The following is an 18,680-nucleotide window of genomic DNA, read 5'->3' as shown; positions in this document are numbered from 1 at the left end:
AAAAAAAGAAGCAACTAATAAAAAGACTCGCTAATACTAATTTTGTAAGATATAATTTTTAGGACTACTATTTTGAATTCTAGTTTCAAAAACAATCTCTAAACTAGATTATTTGAAGATGTATTCTTTCTTCTCTTAAACCATTTTACCACTTCATACCAAATAACAGATAAAAAACCAATACCAATACTTGTAATTATGAGTGAAGTATTCAATATTTCGAATTGGAAGAATTGATTAAAGGGTTTAACAAACAGTAACAATGCGCTAATAAAAACGGTAATACCAATGATTAAAGAAATTAATCTATTTTTATACTTGATGGTGGTAAAAACTGAATAATAAAAAGAACGGTTTACAAAGGTTAGAAATATATTGGCCGACATAAGAACCGTAAAGACCATCGTTCTTGTAATAGATTCGTTATAACCTTGCAACACCGCATATTGATAGGCCAAAAGAACTCCTACAGTAATCATTAATCCCTGAATAACACTGGTTATTAACTCTTTCCCTTTAAAAAACTTAGTGGTAAAAGGACGAGGCTTTTGATACATGGTATTCTTTTCCATGGGCTCATTTTCATAAACAATAGAACAAGTAGGCCCCATTATTAATTCTAATAAAATAATATGCACAGGAGATAAAATGTTAGGATAAACCCAACCTAATACCAACGGAATGAATACCGTTAATATTATAGGTATATGGATGGATATAATATACTGAATGGCCTTTTTTAAATTACTATAAATTTTTCTGCCCATAGCCACAGCATCTACCATTTTAGACAAATCATCATCCACTAATATCAATGACGCAGAATCTTTTGCTATTTCAGTTCCTTTTTTCCCCATGGCAATCCCAATATGAGCACTTTTTAATGCAGGCCCATCATTTACGCCATCACCTACCATAGCAACCACTTCCCCATTTGCCTTTAATGCATTGATAATTTTTAATTTGGCATCTGGAAACATTCGTGTAAATATTTGAATTTTAGAAACTGTTTTTAACAATTTAGAATCGGGTATTTTCATTAACTCATCACCAGAAATACTGTATTCATAACCTCTAAAACCAATTTGTTTTGCAATTGCCATGGTGGTTGCAGAATTATCGCCTGTAATGATTTTTACATTAATTCCGGCAGTATTAAAATCTTCAAAAACAGATTGGATATTTTGCTTTGGAGGATCATAAAAAGCCACTAATCCTTTGAAGGCAAATTTGAAATCTTGTTGTTCTGAAGGGAAAACATCACCATTAAAAGTAGTGTGACCTACTCCTAAAACGCGATATCCATCATTTGCGAGCAAGTTTATAGCTTCTTCTATTTCTTTTCTTTCTTTAGGTGTAAGAATTGATACGTTTAGCAAGGCTTCTGGCGCTCCTTTGGCGGCAATTATTCGATGACCTGAATCGTCCTGAAAAATATGCGTCATCATTGGTGGTTTTCCATTCAAAGGATATTCGTGAAACATTTTATAGTTTGGTCTTTCATCTACCGTAAAAAGACGTTTATAACTTTCATGCAATGCTATTTCCATAGGATCGAAAGGAATAGGTTCGCTTGCCCACATAGCCATACGCACAAGTTCTTTTTCATTTTTATTTAGCGTTTCTTTAGTTGAAGTAATTTTTCTGATTACTGTACAATAAAGCTTAGCAAGGCTCATTTTATTTTCTGTAATTGTGCCGGTTTTATCCGTACAGATCACCGTTGCACTTCCTAAAGTTTCAACCGTTTTCATCTGTTTTACAACAACTCCCATTTTCATAAGTCGCCAAGCACCCATAGCCATAAAGGTTGTAAAAGCAACGGGAATTTCCTCTGGTAAGATACTCATAGCAAGCGTTAATGCTTTCAGCAAACTATCTAGTAAATTATAAGACTTAAAATAATTAACACCCCAAACCAATATAAAAACGGCAATACCTGCGATAACCATTTTCTTTACAAAATTGTTAATTTGTAATTCTAACGGTGTTTTTTCTTCTAATACATCTTCAAGACTTTTACCTATTTTACCTAATTTGGTTGCATTACCAATATGGGTTACCGTTGCAATAGCCAATCCGCTAGCTATCATGGTGCCCATATATATTACATTACGTTCCGCTGTTTGATTTTTGTTGACCGAAAAAGATTCTCCTGTAAGTATAGATTCATTAACCGAAAAATCATTAGAATGAACAATAATACCATCTGCTGGAATTGTAGCACCTTCCTCAACCATCATACTATCTCCAACAACTAGTTCTTCACTATTTATTTCGATAACTTTACCTACTCTAATAACCTTGCAATTAGGTTGTGTGTATATTTTTAATTTTTCTAAAGCATTTCGACTTCTGGAATCTTGGTACAAGGAAATTGTAGCAACCAATACAATGGCGACAGCTAAAAAAACGCCATCACCAAAATTTCCTGTTATAAAATATATTGTAGAAGTAACCAATAACAGTATAACCATTGGCTCTTTAATGATATTCTTAATGGCATAAATAAATCCGCTTTCTTTCTTAAAATTTAAGATGTTTTGCCCATACTTTTCACGTGCTTCAAGTACTTCACTATCGGTAAGACCTTTTATATTGTAGTTTTCAATGGCCATTTATATTTTTATTATTAATGAAAGAATGAAATTGAAACACTTTTTAGAAGAAGAAATATCAGAGAATTACAAATCATCCATTTTGATATTTATGAATTTTACATACCTCATTTTCAAATTGTAAAAGAGCAAATCTTTTTCCATAAAGCACCAATGTATTTCCGTTCTATCGTCCTGTGATAATATGGGTTCTTCACTATCCGATTAAATTCCAATATTTTTCATAACCATGTTAGGATATAAAACCATGAAGAAATTATTCTTATATCAAATATAGCACCCTCTTAAAAAAATGGCAATGATAATTATCAGGCAGTAAAGATGTTAGTTGAAGCTAACAGAGAAACGTATTTTACAACTCACGTTCTTATTAAATATACATTATTGGAATAACCGCCATAGCTGTAAATAGTTTCTGCCGCTTTAAACTATTTAGTTTTCTACTATTATCTACTTCATTAATATCAACTTACAGCTCACTATTTTAAAAAAATAATATTTTACTAAATTCTGAAGTACTGATATCTATCATTTCGAAATACGCTTTATAAGTCTATTTTGGTAATTAAAATGGTTAATTATGATACAGATAAAAGACCCTACAAGTATTACTTTCTCTACGGCTAAACAGAAGATCCAACTAAAAGCACTAGGGTTTCTATTCTGTATATCATTTATTTGTTTTACCGGTTGCGCCAATTTTAATAAAAAAAACACCGTATTAGATTCAAACACTACTAATAATCCACCCATAAAAAAAGAAAGCGTTCTAAAGAAACCGGTTATTAATAATAAAATTGTTGTAAATAAAGATATCCCTATACGTGTATACTTTAAATGGATGGACAGTCTGGTTACAGTGCTCAATCAAAAAAATAGTTATCCTATTGACGAGTATATTATTGTAAGATTTAATCCTTGGATATTAGATACTTTGGCACATACCGATTATTATTACTTAAAAGAAAAAGGTATTTTTAATGAAGATTCGCAGGCGCTATTTGCACTTGTAAAAGACCAAATAATTAGTATTCCAGATTCCGTACAAACTCAGAAAATAAAGGAACGTATGGCAAACACTTATATCGATGTTAATATACCCGAATTTAAACTTCGAATTATAGAAAACGGTAAAGTTAGCTATACGTTTCCTGTTAGAGTTGGCCAGAATAACAAACGGTATTTAGAAATGGCAAAACGCGAAGTTGATATGCGGACAAAACCTGGAATAGGAAAAATAGTAAGGGTTAATAAAACGCCTGTTTTTATCAATCCAAAAGACAACCATAAATATTACGCCACAAAACGAGATGATAATAAAGTCACCAAATTACCAGCAATACCTTGGATAGAGCCAGAAATTGATGGTCGTCGTTTTGGGCAACTTATTCATCCTACAACTAATATGGCTACTTTGGGTAAGGCATATTCTAACGGCTGTATTGGCTTAAGAGAATCTGATGCTTGGTTCGTGTATTATTATGCTCCGTTAGGTACAAAGGTATTTATTAGATACGAATTGCAAGGTAAAGATGATGAAGGTGAAAACATCCAGTTTGCAAATATTTACCCTGGTTTTGAGAATAAAACATATAGAAAAGAAGCTATTGAATCTGCATTTAAAGCTATTGACGGAAAACCGACAACAGCTTGTGATTGTAGAGTTTTGGAATAATAGAAGCCTTTTGCCGCAAATATCTAGGAGACTAATTATTTTCTTTAGCTATTTTAATGGCTGAATGAATTTCTTCAACTACAAAATCATTTTCTATAAATGAAAATACCTCATTTTTCTCAAAATCTTTTCTTAAGTCTTTTCCAATACCAGAAATAATAACTTTTATTTTCCTCGCCTTATAGGTTTTTATTATTTCTTTTATGCTTTGATACCCTGTAGCATCAATTAATGGTACATACCGCATTCTAATTATAATAACTTTAGGCTGCAAATGTGTATTGGTAATGGTTTCCTGAAATTGTCTGGCCGCTCCAAAAAATAATGGTCCATTAATTTCATATAAAGTAACACCTTCAGGAAGATCCAATAATTCATCATCAAAAAGATGTTCACTTTTTCTGTTTTCAGATGAAAACCCCTGAATATCCATAGATTTACTCATTCTTTTCATAAACATAAAACTAGATAACACAATCCCGATTTCTATAGCAATTACCAAGTCGAAAACAACGGTAAGAAAAAAAGTGGTAAGTAAAATAATAATATCCATTCTATTGCCTTTTAGAATAGATCTGAATTGTTTCCATTCACTCATATGGTAAGCAACAACCATTAAAACACCAGCTAAACATGACATAGGTATTAATTTAGCATAGGGTCCGAATAAAAGCATAATGGCCAATAAAACCAAAGCGTGAACGATACCAGCAATGGGTGTTCGCCCTCCATTTTTTACATTGGTTGCTGTTCTTGCAATGGCTCCTGTTGCAGGAATACCTCCAAAAAGAGACGACATTATATTTGCTCCTCCCTGCGCTACCAATTCCATATTTGTACGATGTTTACCCCCAATCATTGAATCTGAAACCACGGCAGATAGGAGTGATTCTATACTTCCCAAAATAGCAATGGCAAATGCTGGCTGAATAAGTGCTTGAATGGTTTCGAAATTAACATTTGGAATATGTGGTAAGCCCAATTTATTTGAAATAGTTCCAAAATTACTTTCAATAGTATCCACAGGAATATCAAATATAACCACCACTATAGTAGATAATAATATAGCTATAATAGACCCTGGGATTTTTTTAAATAGCTTTTGAAAATAAATTGTAATAAATATTGTTACAACAGCAATACCAATAGCATACCAATTTATTTTGTAGAAATTATTAAAATACACCACCCATTTATCTATAAAATTAGCAGGAACTTTAGCAATATGAAGCCCAAAAAAGTCATTAATTTGAGAGGAGAAAATAACAAGTGCAATCCCACTTGTAAACCCCACAATAAGAGAGTAAGGAATGTATTTTAGCAAATTTCCAAGCCGTGCTAATCCAAAACCAATAATAATAAAACCGGCCATAAAAGTAGCAATGGTTAAGCCATCTGTACCATATTCTTGAACAATACCATAGACAATAACAATAAAAGCGCCAGTTGGCCCTCCAATTTGAACCCGGCTACCTCCAAAAGTAGAAATAACGATACCTGCAATAATGGCTGTTAAAATTCCCTTTTCGGGAGAAACACCAGAGGCAATAGCAAAAGCGATGGCCAATGGTAAAGCAACAATCCCTACAATTAATCCCGAAAGAAGATCTTTAGTCAACGTTTCTTTTGATATCCCTTCTTTTAAAAGAGAAAATAATTTTGGTACAAATTCTTTGTTCATTAGTTTACTAATTAAATATTGATTTTTAACCTGTTATTATTTCTTAATACTTTGCATTATAATCAATAGTTATATTCAACAAAACAGCTCTCGCAACACGCATTAACGGTATCTGTAGCATTAAACTTAAGACTATAATAAATGGATAAATAATTTTGAAAAACCCACTAATATTATCCAATGAATACCCCAATACAATTAAAGGGACAAAAATGATAAGCACGATAGGATAACTAATCCATAAAGCCGCTGTATAAAACCCTGGTTCCAACTTAAAATCTTGCTTACAATGCGGACATTTATCAGGCATTTCTAAGATTCTTGAAAACACAAAAAGTCCTGGATTATTGAATAAATTTCCGATTTGACAACGTGGGCATTTTAGTTTTAAGACACTGTATCGTTTTGTTCCTTTTTGCATAAAATAATAAAACAAATAGTCTTTAATAATAAGGGTTATACATATAATCGGAAATAGTTTGCTTTAAATTTTTTGGTCTTTCTATTCTGGTAATACCCAATTCAAATGCTTTTTCAGCGACAGATAAAGCAATCTCCAATGAAATGCTCTGGATTTCATTTAACTTAGGATATATGGCACCTTCAACTATGTTTTTATCGCTTACCATTTCAGAAAGCGTTTTAGCTGCAGTTAGGAATATTTCGTCTGGAATTATTGTCGCTTTTGCAACAATAACCCCTAATCCTATTCCTGGAAAAATATAAGCATTGTTCCCTTGCCCGGGACGATATTCCTTTCCATTAAGTTTAACCTTATCAAAAGGACTACCGCTTGCAAAAACAGCCTTCCCCTTACTCCACAAATAAGCTTGCTCTGCAGTACACTCCGCCTTTGATGTTGGGTTAGACAAAGCAAAAATTATAGGACGTTCATTAATATCACTCATAGCCTCAATCACCTCTTTTGAAAAAGCTCCAAAGGCTCCAGTGGCACCAATTATTGCATGTGGTTTAATTGTGTTAATCGATTCGATAAAATTTAATTGATTATGATTGTGGGCATAGGGTAAATTATGTGGCATTAAATCTGTTCTTCCAGAGACAACTAATCCGTTTATATCAACAAACCATAAGCGCTCCAAGGCTTCTTGTTTGGTTAATCCTTCTTTTACTAATGCCAAAACCAACAAATCGGCTATTCCTGTTGCTGCAGAGCCGGCACCTAAAAACATAATTTTTAAATCTGAAAATAGAATATCTGTAATTCGTGTGGTTGCATACAAACCTGCCAAAGCAACAGCTGCGGTACCCTGAATATCGTCATTAAAACATAATGTTTTATCTTTATAAATATTCAATAAAGCATAAGCATTAGGCGTTAAAAAATCTTCAAATTGTATTAAAGCATCTGGATATTTTTCTTGAACAGCCATTACAAATTCATTAACCAACTCTAAATATGCCTCGCCTTCAATTCGTTCTTTGGGATACCCCAAATACATTATATCTTCTCGTATTTCTTTATTATTCGTACCTACATCTAGCATTACTGGCAAGCATTGATTAGGGTGTATTCCGGCGCATGCCGTATACAATGCTAACTTGCCTATAGGTATTCCCATACCGTTTGCCCCTAAATCCCCTAAACCCAAGATTCGCTGTCCATCGGTTATCACAATAACTCGTATATCCTTTTCTGGCCAATTTTCAAGAATTTTTAGCATTTCCCCCTTATCATCAGGTGTTATATAAAAACCTTTAGCTCGTCTAAAAATATGAGAAAATTTTGTACAAGCTTCACCAACTGTAGGTGTATAAATTATAGGCATAATTTCTTCTATATATTCACTGGCTATTCTATAATAGAGCTTTTCATTTCTGTCTTGAAGCGCAGAAAGCATAATATATCGTTCAATATCCGAATCTTTCCGGCGCAAGCCCTCTATCACACGCTTCACTTGAACGCTTTGATTTACAATAGAATACGGAAGCAAACCTCGCAATCCTAATTGTTCCCTTTCGTTTTTTGAGAAAGCCAACGATTTACTTATTGTACCATCATATAAAACCTCAAAACCTTTTTTATTAGTAACCATTATATAAATTATATTGTCGTTACGCATTAGTAACGATTGCTTGTAGAAATCCAGAACATCTAAGAAGGACTGCTCCCTCTATTAATAAAACTAATTATGTATTCATAATACATATTAAGTTAAATCGACCACAAAAATACAACAAAAGTTATTTCAAAACCTAACAAATGTTATGTTTTTATATGTTATTTGTCATATATTTGACTGATGAAAAACTTCTATTCACAATTTGATTTTCAAAGTAAGCTCCTTTTTGAAGCATTAACTTCTAATGAAAAAAAATTAGTTCTCGAAACTATGGAACCGTTAATAATAAAGAAGGGAAGTCTTTTGTTTTATGAAGAAGGTGTTCCTACAGGAATCTTTCAAATTAATAAAGGGAAAGCAAAAAAGTTTAAACGCGGTTTTTCGGGAACAGAACAAATTTTTTACATCTATACGCCTGGCGATGTTTTAGGATATCATGCTTTATTTGGTGAAGAACGCTATCAAGATTCTTGTGAGGCATTGGAAGATTTGGAAGTAAACTTTATACCCAAAGATGTTTTTTTTCAACTTTTAAAGGAAATACCTGCTTTACAACAAACTTTTATAAAAAATATAGGTCATGAATTTGGTGTTCTTGCTAATATTATTGCTGTATTAGCACAAAAAAATCTAAATGCACGCTTGGCTATTAATTTGCTTATTCTTGATAATCGATTTCAAAAACAAGACGAAAGAAGTGGTATTGATTTAACACGAGAAGATTTGGCTAATATTATTGGCACTTCTCCCGAAAGTTTGGGAAGAAGCCTTAAACAGTTTAAAGATGAAGGAATTATTGAAATACATAAAAAAATTATTTATATAAAAAACAAAGAACATATACTGCAATTATTAAATATTGATTTTGAGCTTTTAAAGGCTTGAACATGTTAGTCACTTCTCACATACATAAAAATTGATCTATTCAACGAGTCTTTTTATTCTCCAAGCTAGTTTCCCCATTAATAAAAGAGTTAAAAAAAACGTTGATAAGATATCTTACCAACGCTTTTAATAAAAATTAACTTTATTTCTATTTAAAATTAATTATCTACAAAACGTTATCCATTATATTTTGAACACATTCAGGGTTTAATAACGTACTAGTATCTCCTAAATTACTGGTGTCATTACTTGCTATTTTTCTAAGAATACGACGCATAATTTTTCCAGAACGCGTTTTCGGTAGTTCATTTGTAAATTGAATTTTATTTAGCTTAGCAATTGGGCCTATTTGTTCGGTAATAATTTGATTGATTTCTTTTCTTAAATTATCATGGTTTCTTCCTTCTCCTGTTTCTTTTAAAATTACATAACCATACAATGCATTTCCTTTTACATCGTGTGGAAAGCCAACTATTGCACTTTCAGAAACCGCTGGATGTTCATTTATAGCATCTTCTATTGGTGCAGTTCCTAGATTATGACCAGATACAATAATAACATCATCCACTCTACCTGTAATTCTGTAATAACCAACCTCATCTCGAAGTGCGCCATCGCCTGTAAAATACATGTTTTCATAAGCTGAAAAATAAGTATCTTTATAACGTTGATGGTTTCCCCAAATAGTTCTAGCCATACTTGGCCAAGGGAATTTTACACATAAACGACCATCGGCTTGATTGCCTTTTATTTCTTTACCATTTTCATCCATTAATACGGGCTGAACACCAATAAACGGTAGTGTTGCATACGTTGGTTTTGTGGGTGTACAAAAAGGAATAGGCGTTATCATAATACCTCCTGTTTCGGTTTGCCACCACGTATCTACAATTGGTGATTTTTTCTTACCAATATTATCATCATACCAGTGCCAAGCCTCTTCGTTAATTGGCTCTCCAACAGTTCCTAAAACTTTTAAGGATGATAAATCGAACTTTTCAACGTGCTCTACGCCTTCTTTGGCTAACGCTCTAATCGCCGTAGGTGCAGTGTAAAATTGTGTAATTTTATGCTTTTCTACAATCTCCCAAAAACGACCATAATCTGGATAGCTCGGTACGCCCTCAAACATAACGGTTGTTGCTCCATTTGCTAACGGACCATAAACAATATAACTATGTCCTGTTATCCATCCAATATCTGCCGTACACCAATAGATATCATTTTCTTTATATTGAAAAACATTCTTAAAAGTATAGGCACTATAAACCATATAGCCTCCCGTTGTATGCACCATTCCTTTTGGCATACCTGTAGAACCAGAAGTATATAGTATAAACAAAGGATCTTCAGCATCCATAACAGTGGCAGCAAGTTCGTCTGAAGCTTCATCTAATAAAGGTTGAAGCCATTCATCACGTCCTTCTTTCATATAAATATCTGTATTGATACGCTTTACCACTAAAACAGATTCTACACATTTACAATCGTTTAATGCTTCATCTACAATCACTTTTAAATCGATCGTTTTTGCACCACGATATGAACCATCTGAAGTAATGACCATTTTACAATCACTATCATTAATTCTAGTTGATAAGGCTATAGATGAAAAACCCGCAAATACAACAGAGTGTATTGCTCCAATGCGAGCACAAGCTAATACGGAAATTGCTAATTCTGGAATCATAGGCAGATAAATACAGACGCGATCTCCTTTTTTAACTCCTTTAGCTTTCAATACATTTGCAAACTTATTTACACGATGATATAAATCTTGATAAGTAATGTGCTGTGCTGCTTCTTTGGGATCATTTGGTTCAAATAATATAGCTGTTTTATCGCCTCTTGTAGACAAATGCCTATCAATGCAATTTTCCGTAATATTTAATTTTGCACCTTCAAACCATTTGATTTCTGGTTTTTTAAAATCCCAACTTAATACATTATCCCATTTCTTTCGCCATAGAAAATGCTCTTCAGCTATTTCTTCCCAAAAAGCTTCGGGATTACGAACAGACTTTCTATATACTTGATAATATTCTTCTAAATGTTTTATGTGATAATTACTCATTATTAATTAGCTTTTTATTTATGAATCCCGATATTATGGGCTTGATATATTAATTTTATTTCTTCTATTATGTTAACATCATCAATGGTTGATGGTGCATTATACTGATGTTCATCTGCTATATTTCTCAATAATTTCCTTAAAATTTTGCCCGAACGTGTTTTTGGTAATCGCTTAACAACTAGCACATCTTTAAAGGATGCAACAGCTCCTATTTCACGTCTTACATCTTGTACTATTTCTTTTTGAATCTTATTATCTTCAGAAATTTCATCAGATTTTAAAACAACCAATCCTAATGGTTTTTGTCCTTTTATTTCACAGTGAACTCCAAAAACAGCACATTCTGCAACTGCTTTGTGTGAGGCTACAATTTCTTCCATTTCGGCAGTAGATAATCTGTGTCCAGCTACATTTATAATATCGTCTACACGACCAGTGATAAAAACATAACCATCCTCATCTTTATACCCACCATCTCCAGAAAAATAATAACCTAGAAAACGATCTAGATAACCCGCTTTAAAACGCTCTGGATTCCCCCAAAGATTACTTAACATTCCCGGTGGTAATGGTAATTTTACTGCAACAAACCCTTCTACTCCAGCTTCTACTTCTTTTCCTTCTTTATTTACAATTTGTATATCATAACCACAAACAGGAAAGCTTGCAGACCCAGGTTTTATAGGTTGTAATTCTACACCAACCATATTAGCCAACATGGGCCAACCACTTTCAGTTTGCCACCAATGATCTATAACGGGTACTTTTAATTTTTCTTCTGTCCAAGTTAAAGTTGCCACATCACACCGTTCTCCCGCTAAAAACTGATATTTTAAACAAGACATATCAAATTGCTCTAGCAACTCTCCATTTGGATCTTCTTTTTTTATAGCTCTAATCGCTGTTGGAGCCGTAAACATTACTTTTACATTATGCTCACTAATAACACGCCAAAAAGTTGAAGCATCTGGTGTTCTTATAGGTTTGCCTTCAAATAAAATGGTTGTATTTCTATTTATCAAAGGTCCATATACAATATAACTATGCCCAACAACCCAACCTACATCACTAGCTGCCCAAAAGGTATCTCCTTCATCTAGACCATAAATATATTTCATAGAGAATTTTAATGCCGTGGCATAACCACCTGTATCTCTAATAATTCCTTTTGGTGTTCCTGTAGTTCCTGAGGTGTATAATATATAAGAAGGGTGTGTAGATTCTACAAAAACAGCTTCAATTGATGGAGACTTTTCTACTAAGGTTGCGTAATCTACATCGTAATCTTTCTTCGGAATCTCAACATCTAATTCTCTATCGAATACAATCACATGTTCTGGTTTGTTTTCGGCCTTATCAATTGCTTCATCTACAAAAGGTTTGTAAGGAATAATACGTTTTATTTCTATTCCGTTAGAAGCCGTTATAATGGCTTTAGGTTTACAATCATCTATTCTAATAGCGAGTTCGTGCGGTGCAAAACCACCAAACACCACTGAATGAATAACACCAATTCTAACACAAGCCAACATAGCATACAATGCCTGCGGAATCATTGGCATATAAATAATGCAAGTATCTCCTTTTTTAAGCCCTAAATTTTGCAATCCACCAGCAAGCTTTGAAACTTCTTGATGTAATTGATTGAAAGTAATATGTTGCTTAGTATTTGTAACTGGAGAGTCAAAAATAATTGCATTTTGAGTACCAAAACCATCTTTAATATGCTTGTCTATGCACAAATAACTTAAATTAAGTTGTCCATCTTCAAACCATTGATTATGATCGTATTTATCTTTAGATAGAATTGTTTTTGGCGCTTTAAACCAATCCAATTTATTAGCGTGTTTAGTCCAAAATTGTTCTGGATACTGAATGCTTTCTTGGTAAAATTCTTGATAATACATAACTTACTTTTTATTAGAATTAAGTAAGCCAAACCAATTAGGATTAAGCACATTAAGCTTGATGAGTACCCAAATAATAACCACAAAACAAATACCCATAACTATAGATAGCACAGGACTTACATTTGTAATATTTTCGTATTTGAACCTTAAAAATAGCGTAGCAATAGCATAGATACTAATTATAATATCTGAGGCTAATGGAGTGATGCGAAATTTCATGTCTTTAAACTTTAATTAAACTTAGTTTGTTTGCACACAAAACCAATTTTAAAAAAAGACTTTAAAAGACTTTTATTCTAAAAGCTCCAGTATTTCTGAAACTATTTTTTTTACTGAGAAAGGTTTAGTTAAATATTTATCAGCTCCAAGATTTAACCCTTTCTCAATATCTGAAGCTTTATTTTTGGCAGTTAAAAACACCACTTTGGTATCTTTTAAATTGCTCGTATTTTTTATATGTGTTAACGTTTGATATCCATCTACATTTGGCATCATAACATCTAGCAAAATAACATTAGGAATCTCATGTTTTAATATCTCTAAAGCCTCACTTCCATCTCTTGCAATAAACACTTCAAAGCCTTGTTTTTTGAAAGTGTATTCTAACGACATTACAATATTTGGCTCATCGTCAACAATTAAAATTTTCTTCTTCATACTTTAAGTTAACAATTTACTTAAAAGGGATGGTAAAAACAAGCATTGCTCCATTTTTTACATCTTTTTTTGCCCAAATTTTTCCTTTGTGTTTTTCAACAATTTGCTTAGTAATCGCTAAGCCTAACCCGCTTCCTTGCGGTTTTCTTGTATTTTGATCTTTAGATTGATAAAATTTGTCGAAAATAAAATCGTGATCTTCCTTCGGAATCCCTTTACCATTATCGGTTACAGAGATTTCAACTAACTCATTTCCTAATCTATAATCTATTTCTATCTTCCCTACTTTAGGCGGACAAAACTTTATGGCATTAGATATCAAATTGGTTAATACTTGAAGTATCCGATCTTCATCATAACTTGTCATAAAAGCATGTAAATTACTATTAATAATTTGGACTTCTTTTTTTGCTGCAATTTGCGAGATACTACCAATAGCTTTTGCAATCGTTTTTTGAATGTCTTGATATTGTAAATCTAAATTTAATCGCCCTGTTTCTAATTTTTCAAAATCTAGAATATTATGTATTAACCGCCCTAAACGCTCAGAATCTTGAAGAATATTTTTTAAGAACTGCGCCTTTATTTCCTGTGGCATATCATCATCTTCATCCATAAGCAACTCCGTAGCTGCACGAATACCAGTAATTGGTGTTTTAAGCTCGTGCGCAACCGTATCTAAAAACTCATCTTTTTGTTTGTCTTTACTTATTAATTCTTCATTTGCTTCTTTTAATTTTGAAGACAATTGAGAAAGCTCATTTGACTTATCTAGCAAAACTTTATTACTAACAATGTTTTCTTTAGATTCTTCCAAGATCTTCAAAACTTCCACTAAACTAATCTGCTCCTCTTTAACCACACTTGCTATTAATATTTTGGCTGAAGCCGAACCAATACTACCTGTTAAAAGTTTTTCAGAAAAATTAATTAAACGTGCATCTGCCAATTGCGTATCTTGAGGTAGTTTATACTTGGTAAAGAAAATAGCCAAAGCACGTGTCGCTCTTTTTTCACCTAAAAACCGAACCAAAACATTTTTAATATCCTGCACGTAAGCTTCACCTTTCCAGACCAAAGCACTATCTTGAAGTGATGAAAAATTATTACTATCTACAAACATTTCTGCATAGTTACGTTCTCTATAGTTCCCTTTTGCAATTAGCGAAAACACTAAATAACTCATAAGATTAAATGTTATACTCCAAAAGAAAGCATGCGCTGGCGGACTTAAAAAATCGATTCCAAACAAAGCGTAAGGTTTTAATGCTGTAATACCCAATAAACCATGATGTATAAAACCGCTTGTACCAGTATAAGCTTGAAATGTAAATGGCAGAACCAAGGTGTAAACCGCAATACAGAAACCTACAATTATACCCAGAATAGCAGCTTTTGATGAACCACGATTCCAGTATAAACCAATAAAAAATGAAGGTGCTAATTGAGAAATAATTACAAAAGAAATTAAACCTATTGAGTACAATGATAACTCACGTGAAAATGACACATAGAAAAAATATGCAGCAATTATAATTGTAAAAATTGAAATACGACGAATATTCTTTATGTATTTAGAATTTCGTTCCGGTTGGTTTTTTATAAACTTATCTAAAAAACCATAAGGAATAATTAAATTGTTACTTACCATGGTTGACAAAGCAACGGTTGACACAACCACCATAGAAATAACAGCAGAAAACCCACCGAGAAAAACGAGGACCGCTAAAAAATAATTATCATTTTCTAAAGGCAACAACAATGTATAATATTCAGCATTTGAATCTGAACCAAATGTGAGCTTTCCTGCCCAAGCAATAAAAATAACAAATACGTTAAATAACAATAAGTATAACGGAAATAACCAAATCGCTTTTTTTAGATGCTTCTCTCTATTATTTTCTAAAACTGAAACTTGAAACTGTCTTGGTAATAAAAAAATAGACATAAAAGATAATGCAATTAGAAAAAACCAATTAAAGCCATCTTCTACTCCGCCTAATGTTGTAAGCTCTTTAAAATTTTCGGTTATTGAAATTTGATTATAAATATCGGATGTACCATCAAATAAATAAAATGTGATATACACTCCAATTATTAAAAAGAAAACGAGTTTTAAAACCGATTCGAAAGCAACAGATGCGATAATTCCTTTATGTTTTTCTGAAGCATCTGTGTTTTGTGTTCCAAAGAAAGCTGCAAAAACGGCAAGTAATAAAGCGACATAAAATGTAGAATCACCTAAAATAGTTGATGAAACATAACTACTTTTATTAGCCATGATTTCGAAAGTTTCTGAAACAGCCTTTAGTTGTAATGAAATATAAGGCAGCGTTCCAAATAGACAGATTAAAGTTACTAAAGCTCCTAAAAACCTATTATTTCCGTAGCGAAGTGAAATAAAATCGGCTATTGATGAAATTTTATGTTGTTTAGAAATCCTAATAATTTTTCTGAGCACTATTATCCACAAAGGTGCTGCTATAACTGGCCCTAAATAAATGGGTAAAAAATTAATTCCGGAATTAGCTGCAATACCGATACTTCCATAATAAGTCCAAGCAGAGCAATAAACAGCTAAAGATAATGTATATACATAAGGGTTATTAACCCATTTGCTTCTTCGTTTTTTTTCAGCAAGAAAAGCAACGAAAAACAATACTGCTAAATAAATAATTATTATGGTGATTATCGCGTAATTACTCATAATGACGTTTTAGTACGATATATGAAATAATAATTGAGATTAACCAAATAGAAAATATTGAAAAATACAGGGTTGGAATACCCCAAATGGCACCTTCAAAATTAAAAATTAAGATGAAAGGTATATTGAAAATTAAGAACAAAGCTATAGATAATACAACTAGCTTTTGTTCATGACGTTTTTTCATTTGGTTTGTTTTTTTTATTTCCGAGAAATCGAAAACAATAAAATATCTACTAATATAAGAAATCAGCATTACAAAATTGTAATGCTGATTTACTATAACTAATAAATTAAAATTAATTAATTTAAATAAGAACCATAATCTAATGATCTGAAGCTTCACCTGCTCCAGAAGGTATTCTTATACTCTCTACCATGTCTTGAACATTTTGAGGTGGAGCTGGTGTTAATCTAGAAACTACCAATGAAATTACAATATTTACAGTCATTGCAATAGTACCAAATCCTTCGGGAGATGTCCCGAACCACCAATCTTCACTTGTACCACCGCCAAACATATCTAGTTTAAACTTCATCATGTAGAACAGCATTAATACAATACCTACTACCATGCCTGAAATAGCACCTTGACTATTCATTCGCTTATCAAAAATCCCTAAAATAATGGCAGGAAAAAAGGAAGCGGCTGCAAGCCCAAACGCCAGGGCGACGACTGCTGCTACAAATCCTGGTGGATTAACACCAAAGTAACCAGCAATTAAGATTGCTACAAAAATTGAGATTCTTGCCGCTGTTAATTCTGCTTTATCAGAAATATCTGGTTTTAATTGTTTTTTAATTAAATCGTGAGAAATAGATGTAGAAATCACTAAAAGCAATCCTGCTGCAGTAGATAATGCTGCCGCAAGTCCACCTGCTGCAACTAAAGCGATCACCCAATTTGGAAGATTTGCAATTTCTGGATTAGCCAACACCATAATATCTCTATCAACATATAATTCGTTTTTCGCTTCACTTGCGTTAGAAACCATACGTTCTCCGTGTAAACCTCTAGCCTCTGTATACACTGGTTTTTTACCATCTAAAGAATTACCAGCTACATACTGGATTTTTCCATCACCATTTTTATCAGACCAAGCAATTAAGCCCGTATTCTCCCAGTTTTTAAACCATACTGGTATTTCAGAATATTCTTTATTACTTACTGTTTCTATTAAATTCGTTCTAGAAAATACCGCAATTGCAGGTGCTGTTGTATATAAAATAGCTATTAAGAATAATGCATAACCTGCAGATTTACGTGCATCTTTTACTTTAGGTACTGTAAAGAAACGCACAATAACGTGAGGTAAACCAGCAGTTCCTGTCATTAATGCTAAAGTAATTGCAAAAACATCCCAAGTGGATTTTGTTCCGCTTGTGTATTCATGAAAACCAAGCTCTGTATGCAATAAGTCTAGCTTATCTAGAAGAAAGGCTCCGCCTTCTACTTTGCCCCCCATTCCTATTTGGGGAATAATGTTTCCTGTCATTTGCATAGAGATGAAAAAGGCTGGTACCATAAAAGCAAAAATTAACACACAATATTGTGCTACTTGCGTATATGTTATTCCTTTCATTCCTCCTAAAAGAGCGAAGGTTAAAACAACCGTCATCCCAATGACTACACCGAGATTAATATCTACTTGTAAGAATTGCGAAAATACAATACCTACACCACGCATTTGTCCCGCAACATAAGTAAATGAAACTATTAATGCGCAAATTACTGCTACTGTTCTTGCTGTATTTGAGTAATATCGATCTCCAATAAAATCTGGCACAGTAAACTTCCCAAACTTACGTAAATAAGGCGCTAGAAGCAATGCTAAAAGCACATATCCACCTGTCCAGCCCATTAGGTATACAGAGCCATCATAACCCGAAAAGGAAATAATTCCTGCCATACTAATAAAGGAGGCTGCACTCATCCAATCGGCTGCAGTTGCCATACCATTTGCCAAAGGAGAAACGCCTCCACCAGCGACATAAAATTCTTTTGTTGAGCCTGCTCTAGCCCAAATTGCTATTCCAAAATATAAGGCGAAAGTAATCCCTACTAATAACCATGTCCAAAATTGTACACTCATAATTTTTATTGTTTTTGTTTAGTTAAGGTTTACTCGTCGTAACCGTATTTTTTATCTAATTTGTTCATTAATCTTACGTATACGAATATTAAAATCACGAATACATATATCGATCCTTGTTGGGCAAACCAAAAGCCTAGCTTAAAACCGCCAAGTCTAATTTGGTTTAATTCTTCTCTAAATAGAATTCCACATCCAAAGGACACGACAAACCATATAACAAGTAATATTGCTAAATACTTGATGTTTTCTTTCCAGTACGCCGATGCGTTGTCTTGTTTTTCACTCATAGT

Annotated in this window: 13 protein-coding genes; 2 read left to right on the top strand and 11 right to left on the bottom strand. The window is 32.9% G+C overall.

Annotation, left to right across the window (positions count from 1 at the left end):
* Positions 1–98 precede the first annotated feature (98 nt).
* Positions 99–2,618 (bottom strand): cation-translocating P-type ATPase, encoded by a 2,520-nt coding sequence (locus GQR97_RS09745; RefSeq protein WP_158847872.1) that lies wholly within the window; start codon positions 2,616–2,618, stop codon positions 99–101.
* 580 nt (positions 2,619–3,198) lie between these two features.
* On the opposite strand from GQR97_RS09745, the gene GQR97_RS09740 reads away from it, so the two are divergent.
* A complete protein-coding gene (locus tag GQR97_RS09740) occupies positions 3,199–4,293 on the top strand; it encodes a L,D-transpeptidase (protein ID WP_158847870.1) in 1,095 nt (364 codons plus the stop codon).
* A 31-nt stretch (positions 4,294–4,324) separates the two neighbouring features.
* Here the strand turns inward: GQR97_RS09740 and GQR97_RS09735 are convergent, their stop codons facing one another.
* From GQR97_RS09735 to GQR97_RS09725, 3 genes are read right to left on the bottom strand one after another with little or no spacing between them, the layout of a single operon-like run.
* Complete coding sequence (locus GQR97_RS09735; RefSeq protein ID WP_158847868.1) at positions 4,325–5,974, bottom strand: SulP family inorganic anion transporter; 1,650 nt, start codon at positions 5,972–5,974, stop codon at positions 4,325–4,327.
* A 43-nt stretch (positions 5,975–6,017) separates the two neighbouring features.
* Entirely contained in the window at positions 6,018–6,395 is a 378-nt protein-coding gene (locus tag GQR97_RS09730; protein ID WP_158847866.1) for a DUF983 domain-containing protein, read from the bottom strand.
* A gap of 22 nt (positions 6,396–6,417) precedes the next feature.
* Positions 6,418–8,031 (bottom strand): NAD-dependent malic enzyme, encoded by a 1,614-nt coding sequence (locus GQR97_RS09725; RefSeq protein ID WP_158847864.1) that lies wholly within the window; start codon positions 8,029–8,031, stop codon positions 6,418–6,420.
* A 207-nt stretch (positions 8,032–8,238) separates the two neighbouring features.
* On the opposite strand from GQR97_RS09725, the gene GQR97_RS09720 reads away from it, so the two are divergent.
* Complete coding sequence (locus tag GQR97_RS09720; protein ID WP_158847862.1) at positions 8,239–8,943, top strand: Crp/Fnr family transcriptional regulator; 705 nt, start codon at positions 8,239–8,241, stop codon at positions 8,941–8,943.
* 166 nt (positions 8,944–9,109) lie between these two features.
* On the opposite strand, the gene acs is transcribed toward GQR97_RS09720, so the two are convergent.
* The 7 genes from acs to GQR97_RS09685 form a co-directional block, all read right to left on the bottom strand.
* Positions 9,110–11,017, bottom strand: coding sequence for an acetate--CoA ligase (gene acs, locus GQR97_RS09715; protein WP_158847860.1), 1,908 nt, complete (start codon positions 11,015–11,017; stop codon positions 9,110–9,112).
* A gap of 14 nt (positions 11,018–11,031) precedes the next feature.
* Entirely contained in the window at positions 11,032–12,927 is a 1,896-nt protein-coding gene (locus GQR97_RS09710; protein ID WP_158847857.1) for an acetate--CoA ligase, read from the bottom strand.
* A 3-nt stretch (positions 12,928–12,930) separates the two neighbouring features.
* Positions 12,931–13,149: a hypothetical protein gene (locus tag GQR97_RS09705; protein ID WP_158847855.1), complete on the bottom strand. Its 219-nt coding sequence runs from the start codon at positions 13,147–13,149 to the stop codon at positions 12,931–12,933.
* Positions 13,150–13,221: 72 nt separating this feature from the next.
* Entirely contained in the window at positions 13,222–13,587 is a 366-nt protein-coding gene (locus tag GQR97_RS09700; protein WP_158847853.1) for a response regulator transcription factor, read from the bottom strand.
* 16 nt (positions 13,588–13,603) lie between these two features.
* On the bottom strand, positions 13,604–16,294 hold the full coding sequence (locus tag GQR97_RS09695; protein WP_158847851.1) for a sensor histidine kinase: 2,691 nt from the start codon (positions 16,292–16,294) through the stop codon (positions 13,604–13,606).
* Between the two features lie 326 nt (positions 16,295–16,620).
* Positions 16,621–18,387, bottom strand: a complete 1,767-nt coding sequence (locus GQR97_RS09690; protein ID WP_158847849.1) for a sodium:solute symporter family protein — start codon at positions 18,385–18,387, stop codon at positions 16,621–16,623.
* A 29-nt stretch (positions 18,388–18,416) separates the two neighbouring features.
* A complete protein-coding gene (locus GQR97_RS09685) occupies positions 18,417–18,677 on the bottom strand; it encodes a DUF4212 domain-containing protein (RefSeq protein ID WP_158847847.1) in 261 nt (86 codons plus the stop codon).
* Between the last annotated feature and the right edge of the window lie 3 nt (positions 18,678–18,680).

Source organism: Algibacter sp. L1A34 (assembly GCF_009796805.1).
GTDB lineage: Bacteria > Bacteroidota > Bacteroidia > Flavobacteriales > Flavobacteriaceae > Algibacter.
This window is presented reverse-complemented; position numbering and strand designations above follow the sequence as displayed.

Bases quoted from the DNA above. Each gene is read 5' to 3' on its own strand.
- GQR97_RS09745 (WP_158847872.1), bottom strand. From the start codon at position 2,618: ATGGCCATTGAAAACTACAATATAAAAGGTCTTACCGATAGTGAAGTA.
- GQR97_RS09740 (WP_158847870.1), top strand. From the start codon at position 3,199: ATGATACAGATAAAAGACCCTACAAGTATTACTTTCTCTACGGCTAAA.
- GQR97_RS09735 (WP_158847868.1), bottom strand. From the start codon at position 5,974: ATGAACAAAGAATTTGTACCAAAATTATTTTCTCTTTTAAAAGAAGGG.
- GQR97_RS09730 (WP_158847866.1), bottom strand. From the start codon at position 6,395: ATGCAAAAAGGAACAAAACGATACAGTGTCTTAAAACTAAAATGCCCA.
- GQR97_RS09725 (WP_158847864.1), bottom strand. From the start codon at position 8,031: ATGGTTACTAATAAAAAAGGTTTTGAGGTTTTATATGATGGTACAATA.
- GQR97_RS09720 (WP_158847862.1), top strand. From the start codon at position 8,239: ATGAAAAACTTCTATTCACAATTTGATTTTCAAAGTAAGCTCCTTTTT.
- acs (WP_158847860.1), bottom strand. From the start codon at position 11,017: ATGAGTAATTATCACATAAAACATTTAGAAGAATATTATCAAGTATAT.
- GQR97_RS09710 (WP_158847857.1), bottom strand. From the start codon at position 12,927: ATGTATTATCAAGAATTTTACCAAGAAAGCATTCAGTATCCAGAACAA.
- GQR97_RS09705 (WP_158847855.1), bottom strand. From the start codon at position 13,149: ATGAAATTTCGCATCACTCCATTAGCCTCAGATATTATAATTAGTATC.
- GQR97_RS09700 (WP_158847853.1), bottom strand. From the start codon at position 13,587: ATGAAGAAGAAAATTTTAATTGTTGACGATGAGCCAAATATTGTAATG.
- GQR97_RS09695 (WP_158847851.1), bottom strand. From the start codon at position 16,294: ATGAGTAATTACGCGATAATCACCATAATAATTATTTATTTAGCAGTA.
- GQR97_RS09690 (WP_158847849.1), bottom strand. From the start codon at position 18,387: ATGAGTGTACAATTTTGGACATGGTTATTAGTAGGGATTACTTTCGCC.
- GQR97_RS09685 (WP_158847847.1), bottom strand. From the start codon at position 18,677: ATGAGTGAAAAACAAGACAACGCATCGGCGTACTGGAAAGAAAACATC.